The organism is Arthrobacter sp. FW306-1B-F12A, assembly GCF_058781865.1.
Genome location: NZ_JBYSXD010000034.1, coordinates 25218 through 49580, shown reverse-complemented (window position 1 = coordinate 49580; position 24363 = coordinate 25218). Strand labels below are relative to the sequence as shown.

Genomic DNA, 24363 nt, shown 5'->3' with positions numbered 1-24363 from the left:
GAACGCGATGACATCGAAGCGGCCGCGCTCTACGAGCTCCTGGAAACCCAGGTGGCCCCGCGCTTCTACGGCTCCACGGTCTCCGCGGAAGCCGGCGCGGCCGGGCCCTCGCAGTCCGGCCCGGAAGCCGTGCCGACGCACTGGGTCTCGATGATCAAGCACACCCTGGCCCACCTCGGCCCGGCCGTCTCGGCCGACCGCATGCTCCAGGACTACGTCAACACCCTTTACCGCCCGGCGGCTGTCGCCGGGAGGCAGGCGGGAACGGCGTCGTTCAAGGAAGCGAAGGAGCTCGCGGCCTGGACCACCAAGGTCCGCACCGCCTGGCCACAGCTGATCGTGGAACACGTCGATTCCATCGGTGTCTCCGAGGAGCCCCAGATCGGCGACACCCTCCAGGTCAACGCCTACATCGCCCTGCACGAACTCACGCCCGAGGACGTGTCGGTTGAGGTGGCGTATGGCCGGGCCCAGGACGGAGACGAACTGGAAGATGTGGCTCTGGTCGAGCTGACCGAAACGGAGGACCTTGGCAACGGGCGACACCTGTTCACCGGGTCCATCCTGATCAACCGTTCCGGGTCCTTCGGCTACACCGTCCGGGTCTTCCCGAAACACCCCTCCCTGGCCTCCAAGGCCGAACTGGGGCTGATCGCGAACGCCTAGGAATGCGCCCCCGCTGCTGTTCGAGCAGCGGGGGCGCGTTCCACCCCGAGCTTCATCGCAACGCGCGGTGAGTAGTTCCAAGGCCAACATCAAACACAAGGGAGTGACGATGGCTTCGAAGAAAGTCTTGGCGATTGTGCTGGCCGGCGGTGAGGGTAAGCGACTCATGCCGCTTACCGGAGATCGCGCCAAACCAGCCGTCCCGTTCGCAGGGAGTTACCGGCTGATCGACTTCGCCCTGTCCAATCTGACCAACTCGGGCTATTGGCAGATTGTGGTGCTGACCCAATACAAGTCCCACAGCCTGGACCGGCACATTTCAGAAACGTGGCGGATGTCCGCACAATTGGGCAACTATGTAGCGTCGGTTCCGGCTCAACAGCGCGTCAGTAAAAGCTGGTTCCTAGGCAGCGCAAATGCGATCTACCAGTCGCTCAACCTCATCGAAGACGCCCGTCCTGACATCGTCGTGGTAGTGGGTGCTGACCACGTCTACCGGATGGATTTCGAGCACATGGTGCGCAGCCATATCAGCTCCGGCGCAAAGGCCACTGTGGCGGGCGTGCGTCAACCTCTGGCCATGGCCGACCAGTTCGGCGTGATCGAGGTGGACCAGGCCGCTGGTTCCGATAGCGCGAGCGGCGGCACGGCCAAGAGGATCGCAGCATTTGTGGAAAAGCCGGCTTCGACGCGTGGGCTTCCTGAAGACCCTTCCCAGTTCCTGGCATCGATGGGGAACTACGTTTTCGACGCCGATGCCTTGGTGGGGGCGCTTGAGCACGACGCCACCCGGCAAGACACGAAACACGACATGGGCGGTGACATCATCCCCTATTTCGTTTCCCGTGGCGAAGCGTTCGCCTATGATTTTTCAAGCAATGATGTCCCAGGGGCCACGGATCGTGACCGCAACTACTGGCGCGACGTCGGTACTATCGACTCATACTTTGAAGCACACCTCGATTTGATTTCGCCGGATCCGGTGTTCAATCTCTACAACTCCGATTGGCCGATCTACACACGGCAAAGCGCTTCGCCTCCGGCCAAGATGGTTCGCGGGGAAGGCGGAACCGTCGGCACGGCCCAGGACTCAATTGTTTCCAACGGCGTCATCGTATCGGGCGGTCTCGTGGAAAATTCGGTGCTCTCCAACGATGCGTTCATTTCCAGTGGTGCCTGCGTTATCGACTCGGTGCTGTTGGACAACGTCACCATCGGCGAAGGGGCGGTGGTCAAGCGGGCCATCCTGGACAAGAACGTCAGGGTTCCAGCCGGCGCAACCATCGGCCTGGACCCGGACCTGGACCGACGGCGCGGCTATAACGTCACGGATTCGGGCATCACGGTCCTGAGCAAAGGTCAACACGTACCTCTCCCGGATGAACACGACCGGGAACTCGCCCGTGCGGCACTCCTGGCTACCTGAAGTCGCGGGAGTTGGACTTCACTGTCAGGACCAGGGGTTCCAGCTTGTCCGCCACGAGATTGGTGACTCCTTCCGGCGATCGTTCGAGGAAACCCCGGACGACCAGCGCGGATGATTCCCGGGCGACGCGGCGATGCCTCTTCCAGAGGCCAACGCTGCAGATGACATTGAGGATGCCGCTCTCGTCCTCCAGATTCACGAAGGTGATCCCTTGCGCGGTCTGGGGGCGTTGGCGGTGGGTCACGACACCGGCCACTTCAACACGCGTGCCGGACTCGACCTGGGAGAGCCGGTCCACCCGCAGCACCCCCCTCGAATCCAGGGCCTCGCGGGCATGGCGCATCGGATGGTCATCGGTGCTGATTCCTGTCGCCCACATGTCGTAGGCAACATTTTCCAGGGGGGAGAGCTCGGGCAGCAGCGGTGGCTGGACGGCGACGTGGGTCCCCGGCAATTGTCCTTCCCGCTCGAGCGCGGCATCTCCGGCTTGCCACAATGCTTCGCGGCGGTTCATTCCCAGCGAATCGAGTGCTCCCGCTGAAGCGAGTGCCTCCAGCTGATCCGCGCTGAGATTCGCGCGGCGGGACAGATCCGCCATGTCCCGGTAGGCGCCATGCTCCGCACGCTCGGTGACGATCCGCTTCGCCACTTCGGCGCCGATGGACGTGACGCCGTCGAGCCCCAACCGCACGGCGCGTGAGCCATCCCGCCGGTGCAGGTGGTCCTCGCGTGGTCGATCCTGCTGGAAGAGGCCGATCTCCGGCTGGTGGAAGTCCAGGCAGGAATCCATGCCGCCCACTTGGCCTGTTTCGGCACTTGCAGCCTCGTCGAGCACTTCGAGGGTCGCCTCGGCAAGGGAATGCAGTACATCCGGGCGCAACACCTGGACCCCGTGCCTGCGGGCATCCGCCACGAGGGTTTGCGGGGAGTAGAAGCCCATGGGTTGTGCCCGCAGCAGGGACGCGAGAAATGCGCCAGGGTAGTGCAGCTTCAGCCACGAGCTTGCGTAGACCAACACCGCGAAGCTCAAGGAGTGGGATTCCGCGAAACCGAAGTTCGCAAAGGCCTGGATCTTGGCGTAGATGGCGTCGGCGTCGTCCTTGCTGATCCCGTTGGCCGCCATCCCCGCATAGAGCTTGGCCTCGAGCGACTCGATCTTCTCCCGGCCCCGTTTGGAGCCCATCGCGCGGCGGAGCAGGTCCGCATCCTCGGCGGTGCAGCCGCCCACGGCAACTGCCATCTGCATCAGTTGCTCCTGGAACAAGGGCACACCCAAGGTCCGCTTAAGCACGGGCTCCAGCAATGGATGAAGATACGTGATCTTTTCCGTGCCTGCGCGGCGCCGGATGTAGGGGTGGACGGCGCCACCTTGGACGGGACCTGGGCGGATCAGCGCGATTTCGACCACCAGATCGTAGAATTTCCTCGGTTTCAGCCGCGGCAGCGTGCTGATCTGGGCCCGTGATTCCACTTGGAACACCCCGATCGAATCGGCCCGGCAGAGCATGTCGTAGACGGCCGGTTCTTCCCGCGGGATGGTCTCGATGGTCCAACGCTCCCCGAAATGCTTGTCGATCAAATCAAAGGAGTACTGCAGGGCGGCGAGCATGCCCAGGCCTAGAAGGTCGAACTTGACCAGGCCCATCCATTCGCAATCGTCCTTGTCCCATTGCAGGACCGTGCGGTTTTCCATCCGGGCGCGTTCGATGGGTACCACCTCGCCGACAGGCCGTTCGGTGAGGACCATGCCGCCGGAGTGGATGCCCAGGTGCCGGGGGAAGCCCAGTATCTGGTCAGCAAGGTCCAGGACCGGGGCCGGGATGTTGTTGGTCTTGCCATCGCTGAGATCGCCCCAGTGATCGAGCCGCTTGGACCAGGCGTCCTGTTGGCCCTGGCTGTAGCCGAGTGCTTTGGCAATGTCCCTGACGGCGTTCTTCGGCCTGTAACTGATGACATTCGCTACTTGGGCCGCGTTGAACCGTCCGTACTTGCGGTAGACGTATTGGATGACTTCTTCCCGCCGGTCCGAGTCGAAATCGACGTCGATGTCCGGTTCTTCTTCGCGGAGGCTGGAGAGGAAACGCTCAAACGGAAGGTTGTAGAAGATACTGTCGACCGCGGTGATCCCCAGCGCGTAGCAAACGGCAGAGTTCGCCGCGGACCCCCGGCCTTGGCAGAGGATGCCGCGGGAACGGGCAAACTGCACGATGTCGTGCACAATCAGGAAATAGCCGGGGAAGTTTTTCGCCTCGATCACTGCGAGTTCCTGCTCGATCCGGCGATGGACCCGTTCGTCGGCGTCCGGGTACTTGTCCCTCACCCCTTCTTCAACAAGTTGCCGCAGCCACGTGATAAGGCTGTGCCCCGCAGGAACATCGAGCTTGGGAAGCTTCGGGCGGGCTGCCCGTAACTGGAATGCAAGCTCGTCTGCGATCTCGACAGTCCGTTCGACCGCGCCGGGGTAGCGGGCGAACCGCGCTACCATCTCGGAACCGCTCCGCAAATGGGCGCCGCTGCTTGCGGGCAGCCACCCGTCCAGCTCCTCCAGGCTGCGGCGTGCCCGGACCGCCGCCATGGCCGTTGCCAGCGGATATCCCTCCGGGGACGCATAATGTACGGCGTTGCTGGCGATGAAAGGTATGCCCGCGCGCTCGGCAATACGGACGAGGGCATCGTTGTGGCTGCTGTCGAGGGGATTCCCGTGATCGAAGAGCTCCACCACCACGTTTTCCCGCCCGAATCTCTCAATCAACCCATCCACCTCAAAGGCAGCGGCTTGCTCGCCGTCGCTCATGAGGGCCCTCCGGACTGAGCCTTTCCGGCATCCGGTCAGCACCAGGCAGTGGTCCCTCAGCGAATGCGCCAGCTCGTCGAGGTCGTAGATGGGGTGGCCCTTCTCGGCGTCGGCCGCCAGATGGGCGGCAGTCATGGCCCCTGCCAAACGGTGGTACCCCTCTTCCTGGCGGGCGAGGACGAGCAAATGGTCACCTTCGGGGTCGGCTTCGCCTTGCTGGGGTTTGCTGAGCCCGAGTGACAGCTCAGCGCCGAACACGGTCTTCAGCTCGTAGGCTTCGGCGGCCTCCGCCATTCGCACGATCCCGTAGAAGCCGTCATGATCGGTCAGTGCGAGGGCATGGAGGCCCAGCCGGACCGCCTCCTCAACCATCTTCTCGGGTGAGGAGGCGCCGTCCAGGAAGCTGTAGTGCGAATGCGCGTGCAGTTCGGCATAAGGCACGACGGCGGCACCCGCCCTCGACGCGACCCTTGCGGGATCGAGGGGGACCGGGCGGTAAGGCCCGCGTTTCCTTGACCAAGCGGGGCTGTCGCCGCCGTCCCCTTTGGACTTGCCGATCTCCGGCACGCGCCGGTCCGACAGCGTGCGTTCGAACTCCGACCACGGGATCGACGGGTTGTTCCAAGCCATCTTTGTCTTCCTGACTAAAGTTCAGTGTCTGGTGTTCAGTCGTAGCGGGCCTCTGCCCACCAGTTCTGCTCGTCCAGGAGAAGGAGCCAAGCCTCTCCGTTTCCGTCCACAAGCTGGAACCGGTCCGATTCAAGGCGATGATCGGCGTCCCACCACCTCTGCCGCAACGGCCAGGGGCCGGCCCACTGAGCTACCAGTCGCCGTCGTGCAGGGTCTCCGCCGGGACAGAACCACATGGGCGGGGCAATCAATCCGCCGCGATGGTCTGTACGGACTTTTTCCTCGTTCGCATCAAGCAGCAGGACGGGGATGAGGGAAGCGAACACCGTGGCGGGCTGCGGGTCTGGAATCCTGCCCGGCCACGGCCTGGAGGCCAGGGCGGCCGTTCCCGCGGGCAAGGCATCTCCCCAAGGAACCAGGCGGCGCCGCTCGGCCAGCAAGCGACCTCCGGAAACCGCGGGCACTACCACGGCTTCATGCCCCAGCATGCTTTGGATCCGGCTGAGTCCATGATGAATCTGTTCCTCGGCTCCGTCTCCAAAGAGCGCCCGACCATGATGGGCAATGGAATCCACACGGACGGGGACGAACTCGACCCGCGTGACCGGTGACGACAGTCCGCCGCGTGCCATGCCGCCGTCGTGCGTTCCGCTGGCTTGGGCAGTTTTATCGTTGGATACAGGGGGCTGCGACTGAAGCTGCCAACGCACCCTGTCCACGACGTCGCTGGCTGTGAAATGGCGGGGGTGGCCCCACGTCCGCTCGGAGCGGCTCCCTCCTTCGTCAGTGATCAGAACCCTCAGCTCCGTGCAGACCAGGCCTTCCGTCTGCACCCCGGCCACGAAGGCGTCTGCCGTGGCGCGGAGTTGGAAGGCGAGTTGGTCAACCCGGTCCAGGCCGGGTTCGAATTCGACACGTTGATCCAGTTTCCGCGGGGGAGTCCGGGGGATCACCTTGCGGGGATCCTGTCCGCTTGCCAGGGCATGCGCAGTGATTCCGGCAGCCCCGAAACGGGCCCTGACATCTGCGGCGTGAAGATTCGCGAAATTCCCCAAAGTGAGGATGCCAAGGCGTTTGAGCAAGGAAGCCAGCTTCGGCTGGCCCAGTACTTCCACCGGAAATGGAGCCAGGAAATCCCGGGAAGAACCCGTCGGGAGGACCAGGACGGCAGATAGTTCGCTGGTGCTCCGGGCTGCTTGCTCGGCGGCGAACACGGAATCGGCGATCCCCACCCGGGCCTCCACGCCGAGGCGGTCGGCCGATTCAAGCACAGCACCTGCGGCCGCTTCTTCTCCGCCGTAATACCGGGCGGCACCCTTGGCCCGGATAGCGCAGAGGCCGGGTCGAAGCACTTCCACGCCAGGGGTCCGTTCCTCGAGTGACGAGACCACAGGTTCGAATTCCCTCGCATCCCGCACCGGATCAACGGCACACACCACCAACTCAGGGCAGCGGGTCTGCGCTTCCCGCAGCCGCAAGCCCCGGACCACTCCCTCTGCCCGGGCTTCCGTGGAGCAAGCAGCAATGACCCCTTGGCCGATGACTGCCACAGGTACATCAGGCGGCAGGGCATCTGCCAGGCGGGCGGCGACGAGGGGCCAATCCGGGAACCAAGTCACCAACGCCCGTACCGGGGTTTCAAGCTGAAACAGCATCATGCTCCCATCCGATGGCGGGACAGATCCACCGTGCCGCTGTCCGCAAGATCCACGGAGGCCCTGCGGGAACTGCCCCGCAGCGCAACCTCGAGCTCGAGTTCCTGCTTGGCGAGATGTCCGTGGCCCTGTCCGAGCCCCGCCCACTCGTATCCATTCACGTGCAAGACGGCTTCACTCTGCGGCCATGGTCCCAAGACAAGGAGGACGGCACTCCGCTCGCGGAGCCTGGCTCCCAAGCGGGCAGCCTCGGCGGGTGCGACTTTTTCCGGAGCCCGCGCAAGTACCACCGAGAGCACGTCCGCCAAGGCGGCGATCACCGGCATCCAACTGGCCCCGGGGTCAGGCACCAGCACCAGCCGGTCGAGCGCAATGCCGAAACCTGCTGCCGCCTCGATCCCGAAGTCAGGCAGCCCAGCTACTCCGCACCATGAGCCATTGCGTGACGGGCCGGCCAACAAGGCCATGGCCAGCGACATGGATCCCTGTACGGAGTACGCCGCTCCCGGTCTCAGTCCGCCCGGGAGAAGCCTGCTGAGCGAGGGGAGTACGGGAAGCGAACGTTCGCTTCCGCGCTTGCCCTGCATGAGATGGATCTGTGCCTGCAAGTCATCGCGCAGCGAAGCCGGCGAAGCGGAAGACAGGCGGGATGACATGCTTCAATTTTCGAACATATATTCGAATGAGTCAATCGGGGGCCGGATCCCCCTGCGAGCGCGACCACGTGACGCTCGACAGTGAAACGGCCAGAATCGAGACGAGGATCAATGCCGACGCCGGGGCGGCAACGGCCCACGGTGCCCGCTCCACGTAGTTGATTCCTTCGGCAAGGACGAGGCCCCACTCGGGCGACGGCTGATGGGGGCCGAGGCCCAGGAACCCCAGGGCAGCCAAGGCGAGCGCGATTCCCGGTGTCCGGAGCATCGAATGCCTGAACACCGGGCCAAGGATGGTCGGGAGGATGTAGCGCCAGAGGATGCGGACCCTTCCCACGCCCAGGACCGGAAGGATCTTCACGTGGGGCTGGGCCCTGGCCTCCTGCGCCAGGGCGGCAGTGTGGGCGGCGAGGGGTGCCCAACTGACCAGGGTGACGGCTATCGCCGCACCTTCAGCCGATGGGCCGGTCATCACGGCAACGATCAGCCCGGCCAGGATAGGCGGAGCGGCGTTGGCTACTTCAAGGGGACCGGTGGCCGCGAGCGGGAAGAGCCCGACGACGATCCCGATCACAAGGCAAGCCAGGACCACGAGCAATGCAGTTCCCAACGTGGACACGGCGCCATGCCCCACCCGGGCAAGGAGGTCCCGTCCGCTTGCATCGGCCCCGAAGGGCAGCTCCAAACCCGGGCCGGCAAGCCGTGCATGGCTTGAGGTGAACGGATCGCGAAGCAAGCCCGCGACGACGATGAGCAGCAACGCTCCCGCAGCGACGAGCGGAACCGCGGCATCCCGCCGTCGTGGTGTTCCCGGGGAGTCCGGAACCGGAACTGTCCCCGAGCGCAGCGCTGCTCCCATGAGAAGGTTCCGGGCCGCGGCGCTGAGGGAACCTGCCCCGATCGCCAGCATGAGGAGGGCCAGTACTCCTGCCTGCAGCGCGGGTATGTCCTGGGCGCTCGCCGCCCCCAGGACCGCACGGCCCAAACCGGGAATCGCGAAGACCTTCTCCACGGCAACTGCCCCACCGGTGAGGCCAATGAGGACAAGCCCGATCTGGCTCATCACCGATGGCAGGGCCCGACGGAGCACAGCCGCGGTGAGCCTGGCGCGGCTTGCTCCGGCCATGGCCCACGTGGCCACCCATTTTTCGGCGAACGCCACGCCGATGGCGTCGGACAGGAGCCGCCCGATGAGCCCGCCGGCGGGCAGGCCGAGGGCGAGAGCCGGCAACACCGCGTGGTCCAGGACCTGCCAGCCGTACGGCGGGAACCAGCCCAGCCACACCGCGCCGACGACAAGGAGCATCGCCGCCAGCAGGAACTCGGGGAGCGCCGTCATGGCCGCCGCCACGACGCCGGAGCCCCGCCTGGGGTTCCCGGCCAGCCCCCGCATCACGGAAGGAACGCACAGTGCGGTGGCCACCACCGTTGCAACGGCCACCGCGCAGGCCATCAGGGTGACGGAGACGCCGAGGGTTTCCACAGTGCCGGCGCCAACAGGCGTGTTGGTGATCCAGGAATTTCCCATGTCCCCGCGCACAAGGCCTCCGGCCCAGTCGAAGAAGATGTGTACTGGTCCTCGATCGAGTCCAAGCTCCGCGCGGATCATGCCCAGCGTTTCGTCAGTCGCTTCCCGGTCGGCATACCGGGCCCGCAGGATGGTGTATTCCGGGCTGTGTCCCGAAAGCCACGGCAGGAGCCCGATCAGCACGACTATGGCAAAGAGCGCCACAGCTCGGGAAACCGCAGCTTTGATGAACGCGGGGCACCGCATCAGCCGGAGATTCCTGTCTTGCTGGTGATCAGGGCGCGCTCGCGGGGATCGCGTTCCACGTTGCGGATCCTGGCCGATTCGCCTTGGATGACGCGTTCGTGGAGCAGGGGCACCGCCGCGTCCTTCGAGAGGATCAGTGCCTCGGCGGCGGCAATTGCCGCCCGGCGCTCCGGGCCTGCCGGGATGGCTGCGGCCTTGCTCAATGCCGCGTCCACCTCCGGATCGCAGAACTGGGAGATGTTGAAGGAGCCTTTGCAGGAGAAGTCGCTGAACATATAGGCGACGGGGTCGCCGGAGTCGAGGACCGTGGCCCGGGACAGGATGAAGGCATCGAACTTTCCCGCCAAGGCGTCTGCCTCGATGTGCTGGTACTCGCGGACTTCCTGCTCCACGATGAAGCCGGCGGCTTCGAGCTGCTGCTCAAGCTGCACGGCGACCTCGGGCAGCTCGGCCCGGTCCGTGAACGTGCCAAGTTTGATGCGGCGGCCATTGGCGGGTGCCGCGTCCGCCCGCTTTTTCAGGGCTTCGATATAGGAGGCGTTTTGCCGCTCCTTGGCGGCCCAGGGGAGAGCCGGGCCGAGGAAACCTTCGGCGATGTCCGCCCGTCCTTCGTAGACCCGGTCAACAATGGTGGCCCGTTCGACCGACGTACGTGCCGCTGCCCGGACCGACGGATCCGCGAAAGGACCCGCCTTGGTGTTCAGGTAGAGGGTGTTGGTGCGGGGCATGGGGACTTCGTGGATCAAGTCGGCCTTGATCTGGGCGACCTGGCCTACGGGAATGGCCTCCACGACGTCGGCCGTTCCGGTCCTGAGGGCGGCAGCGCGTGCCGTGCCGTCGGGAACGTATTGGACGTCGACGCCGCCGCTCGCCGCTTTCTCGCCCCAGTAGTCGGCGAAGCGGTTGAGTGTTGCCGAGCTGGTGCCGTCCGCGGACGCCAGGACGTAGGGCCCCGTTCCGGCGTTGATGGGGCTCACGACGCCACCGGGCTTGTAGGCGGACGCGGCGAGGATGGAAAGCTGGGGACTGGAAAGCCGCTGCGGAACCAGCGGGTCGTCTGTCTGGGTGGTCACGACGACGGCGTTCCCGCCGTCGGTGCGGACGCTGAGCTGCACGCCGTCGAGGATCCGCGGCTTGGGCTTGGCATTGGCTGCTGCCGTTAACGACGCCGCCACTTGCTCCGCCGTCAGGAGCGTTCCGTCATGGAATTTCACGCCTGCACGGAGTTCGAAGCGCCAGTTCCTGCCGTCCTGTTGCTTCCAGGCCGTTGAAAGCGATGGCTGGGCATCGCCGAGGGCATCCAGGACCACCAGTGTCTCGGCGGTCTTCCAGCGTGAGAGTTTGAAGGCGTCGTCGCTCAAGGGAGTAAGTCCTGAACGCGGTGGCTGCAGCATGGCTACCTTGATTCGGGAGTCGGTGCTGCTGGCTGATGGCGCGGTGCCTTGGGCGAAGCAAGCGCTGAGGGCTGCGGCCATTGCGGAGGAGAGGAGTATCGCGGCAACTGCTTTTGGGCGTGGAATAGCCATGGATTGGTGCCTGTCTTTCGTGGGTGTGAGTGGATCAAACGGTGTGGAGTTGTTGCGGACGCGGTGCCGGGACGGATGCCGGAAGGAAGCGATGTATGAGTGCCGCGGAGCTCGCCGCGAGAATTGCCGACACCAGCCACGGAGAGACCGCGGCCAGGGATGGTGTGGTGGCCTGTTCATAGAGCGGAGCAAGGAGCATATTGCCGAGGAGAACCATGGTTCCGCCGCAACTCGCGAGCAAGCCGTAATAGGCGCCGGTGGAGCGTCCTGCGGCAAATTCGAGGACCAGATCCATGGCAACTGGTGCCACGCACATGTGCCCGACGGCGAGCGCAGTGACCAGCAGGAACGCCGGTAGCGCAGGGAATGCGTCGGGCGGGGGGAAGGCGGCCATGGCTGCGATAGCGACGAACCCCAGGGCCTGAACGGAAAATCCCGCGGCGAGCGCGACGCCCGGTCCCTTCCGTTTCATGAGCCTGGCGATGGGCCATTGCAGGGTGATGATCAAAATGGATGCGTAGGCGAAAATCGCCGAGAGCGCACCCAAACCCGCGTCGCTCCGTTCCAGCTCGATGGGCAACCCGAAGTAGAGCTGGTTGTAGGCAAAGAGGTTGACGCTATAGAAAGCCGCGAATGAGACGAAGCCCTTCTCCCTGAGGCAGGACCAAGCGTCCGACGGCGGCGCGGCGGCCGAGTTCCCGGCGGACGTTGCGACGGCGCTCGCCGTCGTCGCTGGTAGGAAAGTGCCGAAGACCACTGCCATCACGGCGAAGACCCCCGCCCCGACGAGCAGGGCCGCGTCGAAGCCGGTCTGAAGCAGGACGGAGCCGAGCAGGGGACCGGCCACGGCGCCGATTTCCCCGAAAATGACCAGCAGCGCGAAAAGAGTGGTTTTGTTGGGCTGAAGGGTGGCACGTCGTTCTTCGGCCCCACCCACAAGGCTTTCCAAAGCGGGTGAAAAGAGGGCGCCACCCGCCCCTGTGATGACGGCTCCCAGGAGGAAAAGGGGGAAGTCCGAAGCCCACAGCAACAAAAGGTACCCGGAGATCCGGGCGAGGCATCCGGCAATCATGACGGGCCGGGCTCCCCAACGATCCGCGGCGGCTCCGCCCACGAGGAACAATCCTTGCTGGGCGAAAGTACGTGCGCCGAGGACAATTCCCACGGCCATTGCGCCCATGCCAAAGTCCTCGCGCATCAAAACCGCCAGGAAGGGGACAACCGAGTAGAAGCCAAGGTTGAAGATGAGCTGGCTGGCCAGCAGTAGCCGGGGCGTGGGCTCCGCGCGTGAGTTCATGGCTTGTCCTGTCCTACGTCCCTGCCCAGTCCGGGGATGGAGGTGACAAGCTCCCTGGCCTCCCGGGTCTGTGGGTTCGCGTACACGGCAGAGGTGGGTCCTTGTTCCACGATGCTTCCCCCGGAGAGGACCAGGGTTTGGGAGCACAACCGGGCGACGGCGGCCAGGTCATGCGAGACAAACAGGAGCCCAAGCCCGTCCCGATGGACCAGCTGTTCCAAGAGGGCCAAGACCGAGTTCCTGAGGGGAAGGTCGAGTCCGCTCACCGGCTCGTCAGCCAGGAGGATGGTTGGCGCGGGGACCAGGGCCCGTGCAATGGCCACGCGTTGTTTTTGCCCGCCGGAGAGTTCCGAGGGCCGACGCGCAAGCAAGCCGCGATCGAGATCGACCCGTTGCAAGGCATCCAGGATCATCCTGCGGTGATCTCCATTGATGCGCAGTTGCCTCAGGGGTTCAAGGAGCAGCCGCTCCACGTTCATGCCCGGATCAAGGCTCGCCGCCGGATTCTGCGGGATGTATTGCACCGCGCGGCGGTACCACCTCAAGGACGACGCCGGGCCGGGCACAACCGGGGTGTCGTTGAACGAGACGGTTCCAGCGTCCGGCTTGTCCAAAGCAAGCAGGATCCGTAGGAGTGTCGATTTTCCGGCGCCCGAGCCACCCACCAGGCCAACGCTGTCTCCCGTGGCAATCCTGAGGGAAACGTCCTGCAATGCCGGCCGGGCCGGCCGTTGCTTCAGGAGCCTGCGGCCCGGGTAGCTGAGTCCGAGATTGCCAGCGCTCAGGACTGCCTTCATGCTGTGGCTCTCCGGCGGAGGGAATCGAATCCGAGATGGGCGGCTTCCACCAGTTGCTTCGTGTACTGGTGCCGGGGCCGCTCCACCACCGATTCCATGGATCCCTCTTCGACGATCCGGCCGGAACTCAAGACGAGGGCCTGGTGGCAAAACGCCGCAGCCACAGCAAGGTCATGCGTAATGAACAACATCGCGCCGGCGGCCGCGGAACGCGCGGATTCCGAGCAAGCTGATTCCGAATACAGGGACAAGGCCTCAAGGACCTTGGCCTGGCTGACCATGTCCAATGCGGTAGTGGGTTCATCCGCTACCAGGACGGAGCTGCGGCAGGCAAGGGCGAGCGCGATGCAGACCCGCTGCAGCTGACCTCCCGACAGTTCGCCGCTGAAGCTTTCCATGGTCCGTTCGGCTTCCTCTATTCCCATCGACGCGAGCAGCTCAAGTGCCCTTTTCCGCGCCGCGGAGCCTGAAAGGCCGGCATGCCGCAGCGGGATCTCCAGCTGTTTGCCCAGGCGCACCAAGGGATTGAGCGCTGACATCGGGTCCTGATGGATAGCGGTGAGTCCCGAGCGGCGGGTTCGCCGGTCGGACAAGGTCACGTCTACTCCGTTGATCTGCAACTGCCCGGAGGCGCTCATCGAAGCCGGGAGCTGTCCCAGGAGGGCAGCCGCCGTCAGGGACTTGCCCGAACCCGAAGCTCCCAAAAGGGCCAGTCTTTGGCCCCGGTCGACAGTGAAGCTGACTCCGTCAATCAGGGCGCGTCCATGGAGGGACACCCTCAAGTCTTGAACCAGGAGGGCAGGGTGCATGGTGAACTTTCGGCTAGGGACGATATGATTACTGATGCTATCAATAATCATTCTCATTAATCCAAATGTTTCCGGGGAGCCGCCTGATGATCGTGCCTGGAAACCATGGAGACTACCTTGGGGAACAAGCAGCCAGCGACGGCGATCTCCGGACCATGCGCGCGACCCTTCCTTTTCTGCTCCGTCACCTCGACGACGATTAAGGCCAGGTCACGTTATTGCGGCGTGGAGAACTGCGGCGTTTTCGGCTAGCCACGCTTGGCGACGAAGAATCTTGTCCCCGATGCCCTCGTCCCACATCCGTTTCCACCCGCCGCCCTGGGTAAGCGCCCTGTGCCGCATCACATGCCAGGAGCGCTCGGCGGCGTTCCGGGTTACGCCAACAATCTTGGCCCGATCGGCCGGGCCCAAGCCGTAGGCGTCCACCAGCATGGCAGCCCGGGAGGCGGCGTCGACTCCGCGCATGACGGGATCGCGGTCGGCGACGGGCATCCACGCGCCCCACCAGAGGAGCAAGTTCGCGACCTCTTCAGACCGGGTCGCGGGGCGCAGCAGATCGAAGTCAATCAGGGCGACGGCGGTGCCGTCCCGGAAGACGACATTCTCCGGGGTGATGTCCATGTGGGCGAGGAATGTCGCCGGTCCCGCGATTGAGCCGGGGCACCCAAGAGGATCAGCGGCGTCGTCCCCGTGTGCCCAGCCGGGTACGCCCAGCGGCTGCACTGCGTCATCGTAGGCCCGCACCAGGCGCGCGACGCTGATGGCACTCGATTCGTCGGCTACCCAGCTTGGCCAGGGACGGCCGGCGGTGTCCCCGGGAACGAAACTCAGGGTGTCCCTGCCGCTTTCGTCGATGCCCAGGAATCGGGGCGCGCCCTGGAAGCCGGCCGATTGGAGGAAATCCAGGAGGCGGCGGACCCGCGGAGAAGTGTCGCCCACAGGGCGCCGCACTGTATCGCCCACCCGGACGAGCCCCTCCGTCACGTCCCCGCCAAGTAGCGGAACGGCAGGTTCCTGCTGCCCGGGCTCGACGTACGGACGGCTATCGCTAGTCATCGTCCGATGCTGCCATGGCGGGGTCGACTGCGCCAGCCGGTGTGGTCAGGGCAAGGGCACCGGCCCGACGCGGTAGTGTCATCAGCGATGGAAGATCTGGGCGGCACCGTACTGACAGCGGCTGGAGCCTTCGCGGCGACAAATCTTGATGACCTCCTGGTCTTGTCCGTTCTCTTCCTGTCAGCCAGGACGCGCCCGGTGCCCAGACTCTGGAGAATCTGGGTAGGTCAATACCTCGGCATTGGAATACTGACCGGTGTGGCGGCCGCGGCCGCGTTGGCGCTCACTCCCGTCCCGGTTGAGTGGGTTGGTTTCCTGGGTCTGGTGCCGCTTGTCTTGGGCTGCTACGCCTTGATTAAGGTTTCCCGCCCGTCCGGAGATCCACCGAAGCCCCGTTCGCTGACCGTGCCCGTGGTTGTCGCGGTGACAGTTGCCAACGGTGGAGACAACATCTCGGTATACATTCCACTGTTCCATTCGCTGGGACCGACTGCTTCGGTCGTGACGGGGCTGACTTTCGCGGTGCTGGTGGCGGTGTGGTGTGCCGCCGGTTACTGGCTGACAGCCCACCCGAAGGTGGGCGCGTTCTGCCGGCGGGCCGGAAACTGGGCTATTCCCGTGGTGTATGTGGCGCTTGGGCTCACCATCATTGTCCGCTCCGGAATCATTGCGCTGCTGTTCCAGCGCTGATCTTCGTAGCATGCAGGGTTCTCCCATCCGGAACTGATATGACTGCGGGTGGGTTTCATCCGGAAGCGCGCAGGAGGATTGGCAGGATATGTTCCGAGGTTCGTTTGTTGTAGGCGCTCTGGTTCTGCTTTTCGGGGCAGCGGCCGTGTTGGGGTTCGGAGCCATCTTCCGGGCCAAGAGTGTCGCGGCCCGGATTGACGCCGCAGCCGCCGGGATATTGGCCGCCGCAATGGCGGCGGTAGGGCTCGGGTGGGCTCCGCTCGGTGTGGTCCCGCTGGGAGCGGCGACTGGCGTTGTCTTCCTCTTGTCCGTCGTGAGGATCGTGTACCAAGGGCCACGGGCAGCGGGAGCCGCCGGAGCCGGGCGGTGGTCGGCGATCTATGGCGCAGCGGTGGCAGCCCTCTCGGGCTGGGTGCTGCTCTCCGCGTCGAGTGGAGCCGGATCGGTGTCGGATCATCCAGGACACCAACTGGGCATCATTCTCGCCGACATCATGGGCGCGATCCTCATGCTTTTCGCCGCCACGGGTTGGCTGTTGGGCACGTTCGCGATGCCGGCCGAGAGTAAATCGCACGCCGTACCCCGATTGAAGGGTGTCCGCGAGGCGTTGGTGGCAGCTGGACTTGCCGTAGCGTTGTACGCGATCTCCTAAGCCCGGTGCCGCCCGGAACCACCTGGCGGCGGATTTAGAATGGAGCCATGATCGATATTTCGGTCGAGAAGGTAGCTCTTCTCCTGATCATTGCCGTTTTGGTCCTTGGACCCACCAAGCTTCCGGAGTACGCGAGGAAGCTGGGGCGGCTTATCCGCGAACTGCGGCGCATGGCTTCCGGAGCGCAGGAAAAGCTTCGCCAGGAGCTCGGTCCGGAATTCGAGGACATCGATTGGCGGAAAATGGATCCGCGCCAATACGATCCTCGCCGCATCATCCGTGAAGCCCTCCTCGAGGACGAGCCGCTTCCTGAGCCTGCCATCCCAACCCAGCCACAGACCCCTGGACAGCCTCCTGCCCGCCCGGTTGTGCGGTTGGCGGCCGGGCAGAAGGCCCCTTTCGACGACGAGTCCACCTGATCCGTTAGTCGAGGCGCGGTGTGCGCGGGGGAGCGGTGCGGCGCTCGCCTGTTCCTTCGAAGGCCGCGGCCAGTGACAGCAGTGCGGTGTCGTCGTACGCGCGGCCGGCGAACGTGAGCCCCACGGGCATGCCGATATCGCTCATAGTTCCCATCGGTACGGTGACTGTCGGGATCCCCAGGTGCCGGGGGACGAGGTTGCCGTTTGCCACCCAGACGCCGTTGCGCCAGCCGAGATCGGCTGAGGATTCGTTGACGTCCATGTCGGCCGGGCCGACGTCGGCTGCCGCGGGGAAGATGACCGCATCCAGGCGGAGGCCGTCCATCCACTCCTCAAGGTCCACCCGCCGGGTCTCTTCGAGTCCGCGCAGGCCTTCTTCGAGGGACGGGATGTCGGTGACGGAGGAAGCCCCGTGCAAGCGGATGTGCGCCGGGTAGTCGGCGATATCGTCGTCGAACCCGTCATAACGGTCCGGGAGTGCGCCTTCCGGATGCGGGAAGATCGCAGCGCCGTCGACGTCGGCCAGGCTGTTGAGCGACGGATCCCCGTTGGCGGAGAGGAAGTCGTCCCAGGCCCAGGCCGAGAGATCGACGATTTCCCGCCGGAGGAAGTCCGGGCTCACCAGTCCGCGGGTGGCGATGGTGGGCGCCCCCGGGCGGTCGCCTTCGTAGTTGGAAACCACGGGGAAGTCCACCAGCACCACGTCGGCGCCGGCGGCTTCGAGGTCGCGCCGGGCTGCTTCCCACAGTGCCATGACGGAATCGCGCGTCTGGATTCGTTGACCGGTGGGTCCGCCGATGCCGGGAGTTTCGCTGGTGCCGGCGTCGGGGTCCGCGTTGATGTACATGCGCGGCACCCCGAAGCGCTTGCCCCTCAACGCTGAGCGGGCGCCGTCTACGTTGGATGGTGCCAGCGCCGGGTAGGAGGCCGGACGGACCTGGGACGCGGCCGGGATCTGGACCCAGGGCTGCGCGCGCCAGAAGTCGCCGCGGGTTTCGGCGTCGTCGGCCACAATGACATCGAGCAGTTCCAAAAGATCCGCCATGGACCGGGTGTGCGGCACCACGACGTCCATGGTGGGGACCAGCGGCCAGTTCCCGCGCACCGAAATGACCCCGCGAGACGGTGTGTACGCGCACAAGGCATTGTTCGACGCCGGCGCGCGGCCGCTTGACCAGGTCTCCTCGCCCAGGCCGAAGGCTCCGAAGCTCGCGGCGGTAGCGGTTCCGGAGCCGTTCGAGGATCCGGAGCCGAAAGCGGCGGTGAGGAAATCGCCGTTGTAGGGGCTTTCGGCGCGTCCATAGACGCCGCGCTGCATGCCGCCGTTGGCCATGGGCGGCATGTTGGTCAGGCCGATGAGCACGGCCCCTGCCGCGCGGAGGCGTTCGATGGTGAAGGCATCGCGTTGCGCGATGAGGTTTTTGAACGCGGGGGAGCCAGCGGCGGCCGTGAGCCCTTTGGCCAGAAAGCTGTCCTTGGCGGTGTAGGGAATGCCGTCGAGGGGCCCGAGGGTGGTGCCGCTTGCCCGGCGCACGTCGGAGGCCCGGGCCTCGGCGAGTGCGTCGGGGTTCATCACCACCAGTGCGTTCAGCGTGATGCCGTTGCGGTCGTAGGCGTCGATGCGGTCAAGGTACGCCTGGGTGAGTTCCCGGCTGGTCACCGTGCCGGCTTCCAGGGCGGTGCGCAACTGCGCGATGGAGGCCTCGACGACGTCGAAGCGGCTCATCGTGCCACCGGCCCGTTGAGTGTGGGCTGCTGCTGCGTGATGCAGTGGATTCCCCCGCCCCGGGCGAGGATTGGCCGGGCGTCCACGGTCACGACCCGGCGGCCCGGGTAGGCCTCGGCCAGGATTTCCGCGGCCAGGGCGTCAGCGCGCTCTTCGCCATAGCCGCATGCGATCACGCCGCCGTTGACTACGAGGTGGTTGACATAGCTCCAATCGACGAAGCCTTCTTCGTCGCGGAGGGTCTCAGGCGCGGGAAGCAGCGTGATCTCGAACGGCTTGCCAGCCGCGTCTTGCTGGGTTTCGAAGAACCGCTGCAGGGTGCGGCTGACCTCGAAGTCGGGGTGGCCCGGGTTGGTCTGCGAGTGCAGCAGGACCCGACCGGGAGAGGGAAGGGTGGCCACCATGTCGATGTGGCCGCGTGTGCCGAGGTCCTCGTAGTCACGGGTGAGACCGCGTGGTACCCACACGGTCTGGGTGGTGCCCAGCGTGCGTGACAGTTCCGCTTCGACGCGTGCCTTGTCCGCGAAAGGGTTTCGGTGTGGATCGAGCTGAACGGTTTCGGTGACGAGGACAGTGCCTTCGCCATCGACGTGGATGGCGCCGCCTTCGTTGACCAGTAGCGACGTGACCAGTTCCGCGCCGGACTCTTCGGCGACAAAGCGGGCCATGCCAGCGCTCTTCTGCCATTCGGACCAGGCCGGGGCGCCCCAGCCGTTGAAGATCCAGTCAACTGCGCCGAGCACTCCGGGCCGTTCGTCGTCGACGACGAAGGTGGGTCCGACGTCGCGCATCCAGAATTCGTCGAGGGGAGCCTCAAGCTGTTCGATTCCGGCGCCGAGCATCCGGCTGGCCCTGTCCCGTTCGCTGGGGTCGACCACCATGGTGACGGGTTCGAACTCGGACACCGCATGCGCGACGGCGGTCCAGGCCGCGTACGCTTCTTCCGCCGAAGCGGCGTCACCGCCCAAGGTCAGGCCAGTGCGGGGGAACGCCATCCAGGTGCGCTCATGGGGTGCGGTTTCGGCTGGCATTCTCCAGGCCATGGAAGTCTCCTCCGTGTTGTGAGGTGAAATGTTGTGTGAGGTGTCATTTCTTATTGATCGCATGATCAACAACAGGAAAACTACTTTAGACTGTTGTGTGATGTCAAGCACCATACAGAAACGCGCTGCGCGGAAGACGCCGGCCGAACGCGCGGCCGAAATAGCCGAGGCCGCCAAGGAAATAGCGCTTGAGCAGGGGCTTTCCGCCATTACGCTGCGGAACGTTGCAGCGCGGGTAGGGGTGGCCTCGGGCCTCGTCGCGCATTATCAGCCCAACGCGGAGGCCTTGGTGGCGGGGATCTTCTCGACCATCGTGGCGGCGGAGACCGAGGAGGTTGCCGGCCTTCTGGAGGCGCAGCCGACTCCCTTGGAACAGCTCGGCATGCTCCTTGAAACGCTCATGGACAGCAGCCGCCTGGACGTCACAGCCATTTGGGTGGAGGCGTGGACCCTGGGGCGCCGGAACGAGGCGCTCGCAGCCTGCGTCCGTGAGCAGATGGATGCATGGCAGACGGTGGTGCAGCGCGTGGTCGAAGCGGGGATCGACGCCGGTGAGTTCGACACGTTCGACGCTCCGTCTGTGGCCTGGCAGATCCTGGGCATGGTGGATGGACTGAACGCCCAGGCGCTGGTGCGCTGGGATGGCGTCAGCGACCGCGGAACGCACCTGGCCCGCGCAGTGGAGGGCATGGTGGGTGCGGCCCGCGGTTCGCTGTTGCCGGGCGGCGTCCAGCACATCGGGATGACCCCAAGCTCGGATTCCTAGTTCGGCAGGTAGTGTTCCAGCCGCTCGAACTCCGGTTGCGAAAGCTCGCTCCCGACGGCGGCGGCCCCGACCGCGCAGGCCGCCGCGAGGCTGCTTTCCTCGTCTAGGCCCGACGCAAGTGCGAGGACGAGCGCCGCACAGAAGGCGTCGCCGGCCCCCACGCTGTTGACGACGCTCGTCCTCGTCGCGGGCGCATGGGCAGTCTTGACCCCTTGCGTGTACATCGATGCCCCGCCCGCACCATACGTCACGGCCACGCGTTTGGCGTTTCGAAGCTGGGGGATGAGCTCGTACTCCGACTCGTTGACGATCACCAGATCGCACCGTTCAAGAAGCTCTGCCGGGAGTGCCTGTGCCGGGGCCGCGTTGAGGGCGAAGAACCCGGTGGTGCGGCGCGCGGCTTCCAGTACGGTTTCGACGGCGATCTCAAGCTGTGCGAGTACCGGCCCGCCATCCGAGAAATCAGCGCGTTCCAGCGAAACCATGGCGTTGGCTCCAGGAGCCACGGCGATCTGGTTTTCGCCTTCGCTGTCGATCACGATCAACGCGGTGCCGGTCGGCGCTGAAACCTGCTCCACTGCCGAAGTGTCAACCCCTGCCCGGTCCAGGGCCTCCGTCAGAAGCCGGCCATCCGGATCCGCGCCGACTGCGCCCACCATGCGGGCGGCACCGGCGAGCCGGGCAGCTGCCGCGGCCTGGTTGCCTCCCTTTCCGCCGGGCTGGCGGGTGAGCGTGCCGCCGCCGATGGTTTCACCGGGGGAAGGCAAGCGATGGACGCGGCACGTGAGATCGACGTTGAGGCTGCCGACAACAGTGAGCGTGCTGGGGTGGGGCATGAGTTGTCCTTCGGGTGGTGCTGGATTGCGGGGTCGGGTTTCCGGCCTAGTGCCAGAAGCCACGGTGGACTTCTGTCGCCTCGGGAAGCGGAACCGGGCCGGTCACGGCGACGGTGTTGCCGCCGTGGGCAAGGACTTCGCGGCAGGGCAGGTCAAGGGTGGGCACGCCCGACTGCTCGGTGACGATCGAGGCAAGGTCCTTCTCGGACAAGGCATAGACCACGCGCCCGATTCCCGCCCAATAGATGGCACCGGTGCACATGGCACACGGTTCGGTGCTCGTGTACAAAGTGCTGCCGGCCAGTGCCGCGGCATCGAGCTTCCTGGCGCTCAATCGGACCAAATTGGTCTCGGCATGCCCGGTGGGATCGTGTTCCGTGTTGACGGTATTCATGGCTTCCACGAGGGTTCCGTCCGGGGCCAACAGAAGTGCACCGAACGGGTGGTCGCCGCGATCCCGGGCAGCCCGCGCGAGCGAAATGGCGCGGTGCAGGAACTCAAGGTCGGCCTGGCTTGGCTTGGCGGGTAACGAAGTGTTCAGCAAAAGCCCCTTCAGTTCGCTGCCGGCAGGGACAGGATCCGCTCCAAGAGGTGTGCCGCGGCGTCGCCCTTGACGGACAGCACAACCCGCGATGCCCGGTCCGGCACCTCCCGCACGCCGGCGGCTTCGCCGTCGAGCCGCTCACAGCGGGTCTTGCCGTGGGCCTCACCCTTACTCGTATCCACGGAAATTCCAACGTACGGGGCGTCGTCGAGCTCGAGGGCACCCACGGCGATTGCGGCCGCCAGCGGATCGTGGAGGGCGGCGCAGTGTTCACCGAAAATCGTGTTGTAGAAGGCGAAGTACTGGACGAGCATGCCCGACAGTGCGCTGGCCACCGGATGTCCGGCAGTTCCGAGCGCCGCACGATGGGCCTCATCGAAGCGGTGGTTCATGGTGACATCCAGGGGCACCAACGTGACCGGCCAGTCGGCTTCCATCACTGCGGCCGCGGCCTCGGCGTCGTTGAAGATGTTGGCCTCGGCGACGGGGCTGATGTTGCCCGGCACAAACGCGGCTCCGCCCATGATCGTGACATCGCGGACGAGTGCCGGGAGGTTCGGGTCCAGCTGCAGCGCGAGGGCCAGATTGGTGAGCGGGCCTACGGCGATGACGCGCAATTCACCCGGATACTCGTTGGCGAGCCGCACCAGCATCTCCGCGGCAGTCTCTGATTCCACCGTCAGTCCGGCGTCTTCCAAGGTGATCCCGCCGATGCCGTTCTCGCCGTGAACGTGCGGCGCCCCGCCGTCGAACTTCCCCATGAGGGGATCGTGGGCACCCACGGCAACCGGGATCCCGGCCCGGCCCGCAGCATGGAGCAGATTCAAGGTGTTGACGGCCCCGGTTGCGGCGCTGACGTTGCCGCTGACGGTTCCGATCCCGGCCAGCTCCACCTCTGGGCTCGCCAGGAGATAGGCGATGGCCAGGGAATCGTCGATGCCGGTATCGCAATCGAGGTAGAACGGCTGCGGTGTGGTGGTGGTCATGGTGCTCCTTCGGGGTTTTGGTGACGTGGGTTCGGGCTTAAGCATGGGCGGCGACGGCGGCAGGTGCCGCTGCGGCGCTCGCAGCGACGGGGCGGAGGATCAGGGAAGCAGCAAAAGCCGCCAGGGCGAAGCCTGCCGAGATCCACAGGGCAGTTTGGTAACCGGCCATGGTTCCGGCGGCGACGGCGGGTGCGACGACGGCGATTCCCACACTGGCTCCGATTCCAAAGCATGCTCCATTCAGGCCGGGCACGGAACCGGGCGCCGATTTGGGTGAATTCAGCACGGCGATCCCGCTGACGGTGCTCTGGAACTGGCCGAGATAAAGGACTCCCATGATGATCAGCAAGGCGAAGACCATCCAGCGGTCCGCGGCAAAGATTGCCACCGCGACTGCCGCGACGACGATCAGCCCGCTGCTGATCCGCAGGGCCTTGAACCAGCCGATGCGCTGCGCGAACCAGCCGGAGAACACCGCAGTGAGCACACCCACGAACGCTGTAGGCGTCAGGTACAGGAGGGCTGACATGGAGGCGGATAGTCCGTATCCCGCGTGTGCGTCCTGGCTGAGGAGGATCACGGTGAAGTTCAACGCCGAGAAGATACCGGCAAGGGTCAGCACTGTGCTCGCCAAAACCGGCCATACCTGGCGGGATCGCAACTGTTCGATGGCGATCAGGGGACGCGCAACCCTCTTTTCCACGGCCACGAACGCCAGCCCGGCAATCACGGCGCCGGCGAGATAGCCAAGGGTCCAGATATCGCCCCATCCGGACGTGGAAGCCTGTCCGATCAGGTTGCTCAAGAGAACCAGGAAGGTGCCCAGGGTGCCGGCGCCCCACCAGTCCATGCGTCCCTCACGTGTCCGGGCGGCCCTTTTCGGGACGACGACGGCGACCAACACGATCGCCAGCACGCCCACACCGAGGACAAGGACAAAGAGGAACTGCCAGCCGATGGTGTCGGTGATGAAACCGCCCAGGAAGCCGTCGAGTCCGCCGATGCCGCCGTTGACCGCCGAAATGACGCCGACGGAAATGCCGAAGAGGCGTTTGCTGAAGCGCTCCGACAAGAGCAGGAAGGAAATGGTGAACGTGGCGCTCGTGGCACTTTGCAGGACACGGCCCACGAGAAGGATGGTCAGGTTCGGCGCCCACAGGCATAGGACCGTGCCGCACAACATCATCGAGAGGACGATCAGCAAGGTGCGGCGGCGTCCCAGGAAGTCGCTCCATCGCGAAAGCGCCATGCCCAGGACGGCGCCGGTCAGGAAGAACAGCGACTGGACTTTGGCCACGTTTTCGGTGGATTCCTGGAAATGGGCAGCCATGGCCGGCAGGGCCGCCGAGAACAGGCTGGCGTTGAGCTGGTAACTGAGGATCGAAAGGATGAGCGTGGCGATGAGGACGGGCACTCGCGCTGCTTTTCGCCGAAGGGGGAGCCCTGGGGTGCTGGTGGCTTGGGTGGTCATGGACAAACTTCCTTGTTTGAAACAAAACGGCTTCTGGGGGCGGCTCGATGCAGGTGTGGCGCAGAGCACAGGATGGCTTATATATGCATCATACACGCTTGTTATACAAGCTCGGAATACCCATCGCGTAAACTCTGAACATCG

Annotated in this window: 19 protein-coding genes and 2 pseudogenes; 6 read left to right on the top strand and 15 right to left on the bottom strand. The window is 65.2% G+C overall.

Features of this window, described 5'->3' with window-relative positions:
• A pseudogene (locus AC3WJU_RS15790) lies at positions 1-666 on the top strand (DUF3417 domain-containing protein); the annotation flags it as partial.
• A 103-nt stretch (positions 667-769) separates the two neighbouring features.
• Positions 770-2089: pseudogene (gene glgC / locus AC3WJU_RS15785) on the top strand (glucose-1-phosphate adenylyltransferase); the annotation flags it as partial.
• On the opposite strand, the gene AC3WJU_RS15780 reads toward glgC, so the two are convergent.
• From AC3WJU_RS15780 to AC3WJU_RS15740, 9 genes are all read right to left on the bottom strand, one after another.
• Complete coding sequence (locus tag AC3WJU_RS15780; RefSeq protein ID WP_492260324.1) at positions 2085-5516, bottom strand: error-prone DNA polymerase; 3432 nt, start codon at positions 5514-5516, stop codon at positions 2085-2087. The pseudogene glgC and the gene AC3WJU_RS15780 sit on opposite strands and share 5 nt — an antisense overlap.
• 35 nt (positions 5517-5551) lie before the next feature.
• The gene (locus AC3WJU_RS15775; RefSeq protein ID WP_492260323.1) at positions 5552-7174 is read right to left on the bottom strand and encodes a DNA polymerase Y family protein; all 1623 of its coding nucleotides are present in this window, start codon (positions 7172-7174) and stop codon (positions 5552-5554) included.
• Complete coding sequence (gene imuA' / locus AC3WJU_RS15770) at positions 7171-7827, bottom strand: DnaE2-dependent mutagenesis accessory factor ImuA' (protein ID WP_216363235.1); 657 nt, start codon at positions 7825-7827, stop codon at positions 7171-7173. The genes AC3WJU_RS15775 and imuA' overlap by 4 nt, the downstream gene beginning before the upstream one ends.
• Before the next feature lie 31 nt (positions 7828-7858).
• On the bottom strand, positions 7859-9601 hold the full coding sequence (locus AC3WJU_RS15765; RefSeq protein WP_492260322.1) for an ABC transporter permease subunit: 1743 nt from the start codon (positions 9599-9601) through the stop codon (positions 7859-7861).
• Positions 9601-11127: an ABC transporter substrate-binding protein gene (locus tag AC3WJU_RS15760; protein ID WP_492260321.1), complete on the bottom strand. Its 1527-nt coding sequence runs from the start codon at positions 11125-11127 to the stop codon at positions 9601-9603. Before AC3WJU_RS15760 ends, AC3WJU_RS15765 begins: the two co-directional genes overlap by 1 nt.
• 34 nt (positions 11128-11161) lie before the next feature.
• Positions 11162-12424: an MFS transporter gene (locus AC3WJU_RS15755; RefSeq protein ID WP_492260320.1), complete on the bottom strand. Its 1263-nt coding sequence runs from the start codon at positions 12422-12424 to the stop codon at positions 11162-11164.
• Positions 12421-13221: an ABC transporter ATP-binding protein gene (locus AC3WJU_RS15750; protein WP_492260319.1), complete on the bottom strand. Its 801-nt coding sequence runs from the start codon at positions 13219-13221 to the stop codon at positions 12421-12423. The genes AC3WJU_RS15755 and AC3WJU_RS15750 overlap by 4 nt, the downstream gene beginning before the upstream one ends.
• On the bottom strand, positions 13218-14081 hold the full coding sequence (locus AC3WJU_RS15745) for an ATP-binding cassette domain-containing protein (RefSeq protein ID WP_492260318.1): 864 nt from the start codon (positions 14079-14081) through the stop codon (positions 13218-13220). The genes AC3WJU_RS15750 and AC3WJU_RS15745 overlap by 4 nt, the downstream gene beginning before the upstream one ends.
• 159 nt (positions 14082-14240) lie before the next feature.
• The gene (locus AC3WJU_RS15740) at positions 14241-15086 is read right to left on the bottom strand and encodes a phosphotransferase (RefSeq protein ID WP_492260317.1); all 846 of its coding nucleotides are present in this window, start codon (positions 15084-15086) and stop codon (positions 14241-14243) included.
• Positions 15087-15173: 87 nt separating this feature from the next.
• Between AC3WJU_RS15740 and AC3WJU_RS15735 the strand changes: the two genes are divergently transcribed.
• The 3 genes from AC3WJU_RS15735 to AC3WJU_RS15725 all read left to right on the top strand — a co-directional run bounded on the left by AC3WJU_RS15735 (position 15174) and on the right by AC3WJU_RS15725 (position 16847).
• Entirely contained in the window at positions 15174-15776 is a 603-nt protein-coding gene (locus tag AC3WJU_RS15735; RefSeq protein ID WP_332602077.1) for a cadmium resistance transporter, read from the top strand.
• Between the two features lie 88 nt (positions 15777-15864).
• Complete coding sequence (locus tag AC3WJU_RS15730) at positions 15865-16428, top strand: hypothetical protein (protein WP_059389348.1); 564 nt, start codon at positions 15865-15867, stop codon at positions 16426-16428.
• Between the two features lie 47 nt (positions 16429-16475).
• Complete coding sequence (locus AC3WJU_RS15725) at positions 16476-16847, top strand: sec-independent translocase (RefSeq protein WP_332602078.1); 372 nt, start codon at positions 16476-16478, stop codon at positions 16845-16847.
• 4 nt (positions 16848-16851) lie between these two features.
• Here AC3WJU_RS15725 and AC3WJU_RS15720 read toward each other — a convergent pair whose 3' ends face one another.
• A complete protein-coding gene (locus tag AC3WJU_RS15720) occupies positions 16852-18573 on the bottom strand; it encodes an amidase (protein WP_492260316.1) in 1722 nt (573 codons plus the stop codon).
• Complete coding sequence (locus AC3WJU_RS15715; RefSeq protein ID WP_492260315.1) at positions 18570-19616, bottom strand: agmatine deiminase family protein; 1047 nt, start codon at positions 19614-19616, stop codon at positions 18570-18572. Before AC3WJU_RS15715 ends, AC3WJU_RS15720 begins: the two co-directional genes overlap by 4 nt.
• A gap of 100 nt (positions 19617-19716) precedes the next feature.
• Here AC3WJU_RS15715 and AC3WJU_RS15710 point away from each other — a divergent pair, with 100 nt between their 5' ends.
• On the top strand, positions 19717-20382 hold the full coding sequence (locus AC3WJU_RS15710) for a TetR/AcrR family transcriptional regulator (RefSeq protein ID WP_492260314.1): 666 nt from the start codon (positions 19717-19719) through the stop codon (positions 20380-20382).
• Here AC3WJU_RS15710 and AC3WJU_RS15705 read toward each other — a convergent pair.
• From AC3WJU_RS15705 to AC3WJU_RS15690, 4 genes are read right to left on the bottom strand one after another with little or no spacing between them, the layout of a single operon-like run.
• On the bottom strand, positions 20379-21218 hold the full coding sequence (locus AC3WJU_RS15705) for a ribokinase (protein WP_492260313.1): 840 nt from the start codon (positions 21216-21218) through the stop codon (positions 20379-20381). The two genes, AC3WJU_RS15710 and AC3WJU_RS15705, sit on opposite strands and share 4 nt — an antisense overlap.
• 46 nt (positions 21219-21264) lie before the next feature.
• Complete coding sequence (locus AC3WJU_RS15700) at positions 21265-21762, bottom strand: nucleoside deaminase (RefSeq protein ID WP_492260312.1); 498 nt, start codon at positions 21760-21762, stop codon at positions 21265-21267.
• Between the two features lie 8 nt (positions 21763-21770).
• Complete coding sequence (locus tag AC3WJU_RS15695) at positions 21771-22748, bottom strand: nucleoside hydrolase (RefSeq protein WP_492260311.1); 978 nt, start codon at positions 22746-22748, stop codon at positions 21771-21773.
• A 37-nt stretch (positions 22749-22785) separates the two neighbouring features.
• Complete coding sequence (locus AC3WJU_RS15690) at positions 22786-24219, bottom strand: MFS transporter (protein WP_492260310.1); 1434 nt, start codon at positions 24217-24219, stop codon at positions 22786-22788.
• Positions 24220-24363 lie beyond the last annotated feature (144 nt).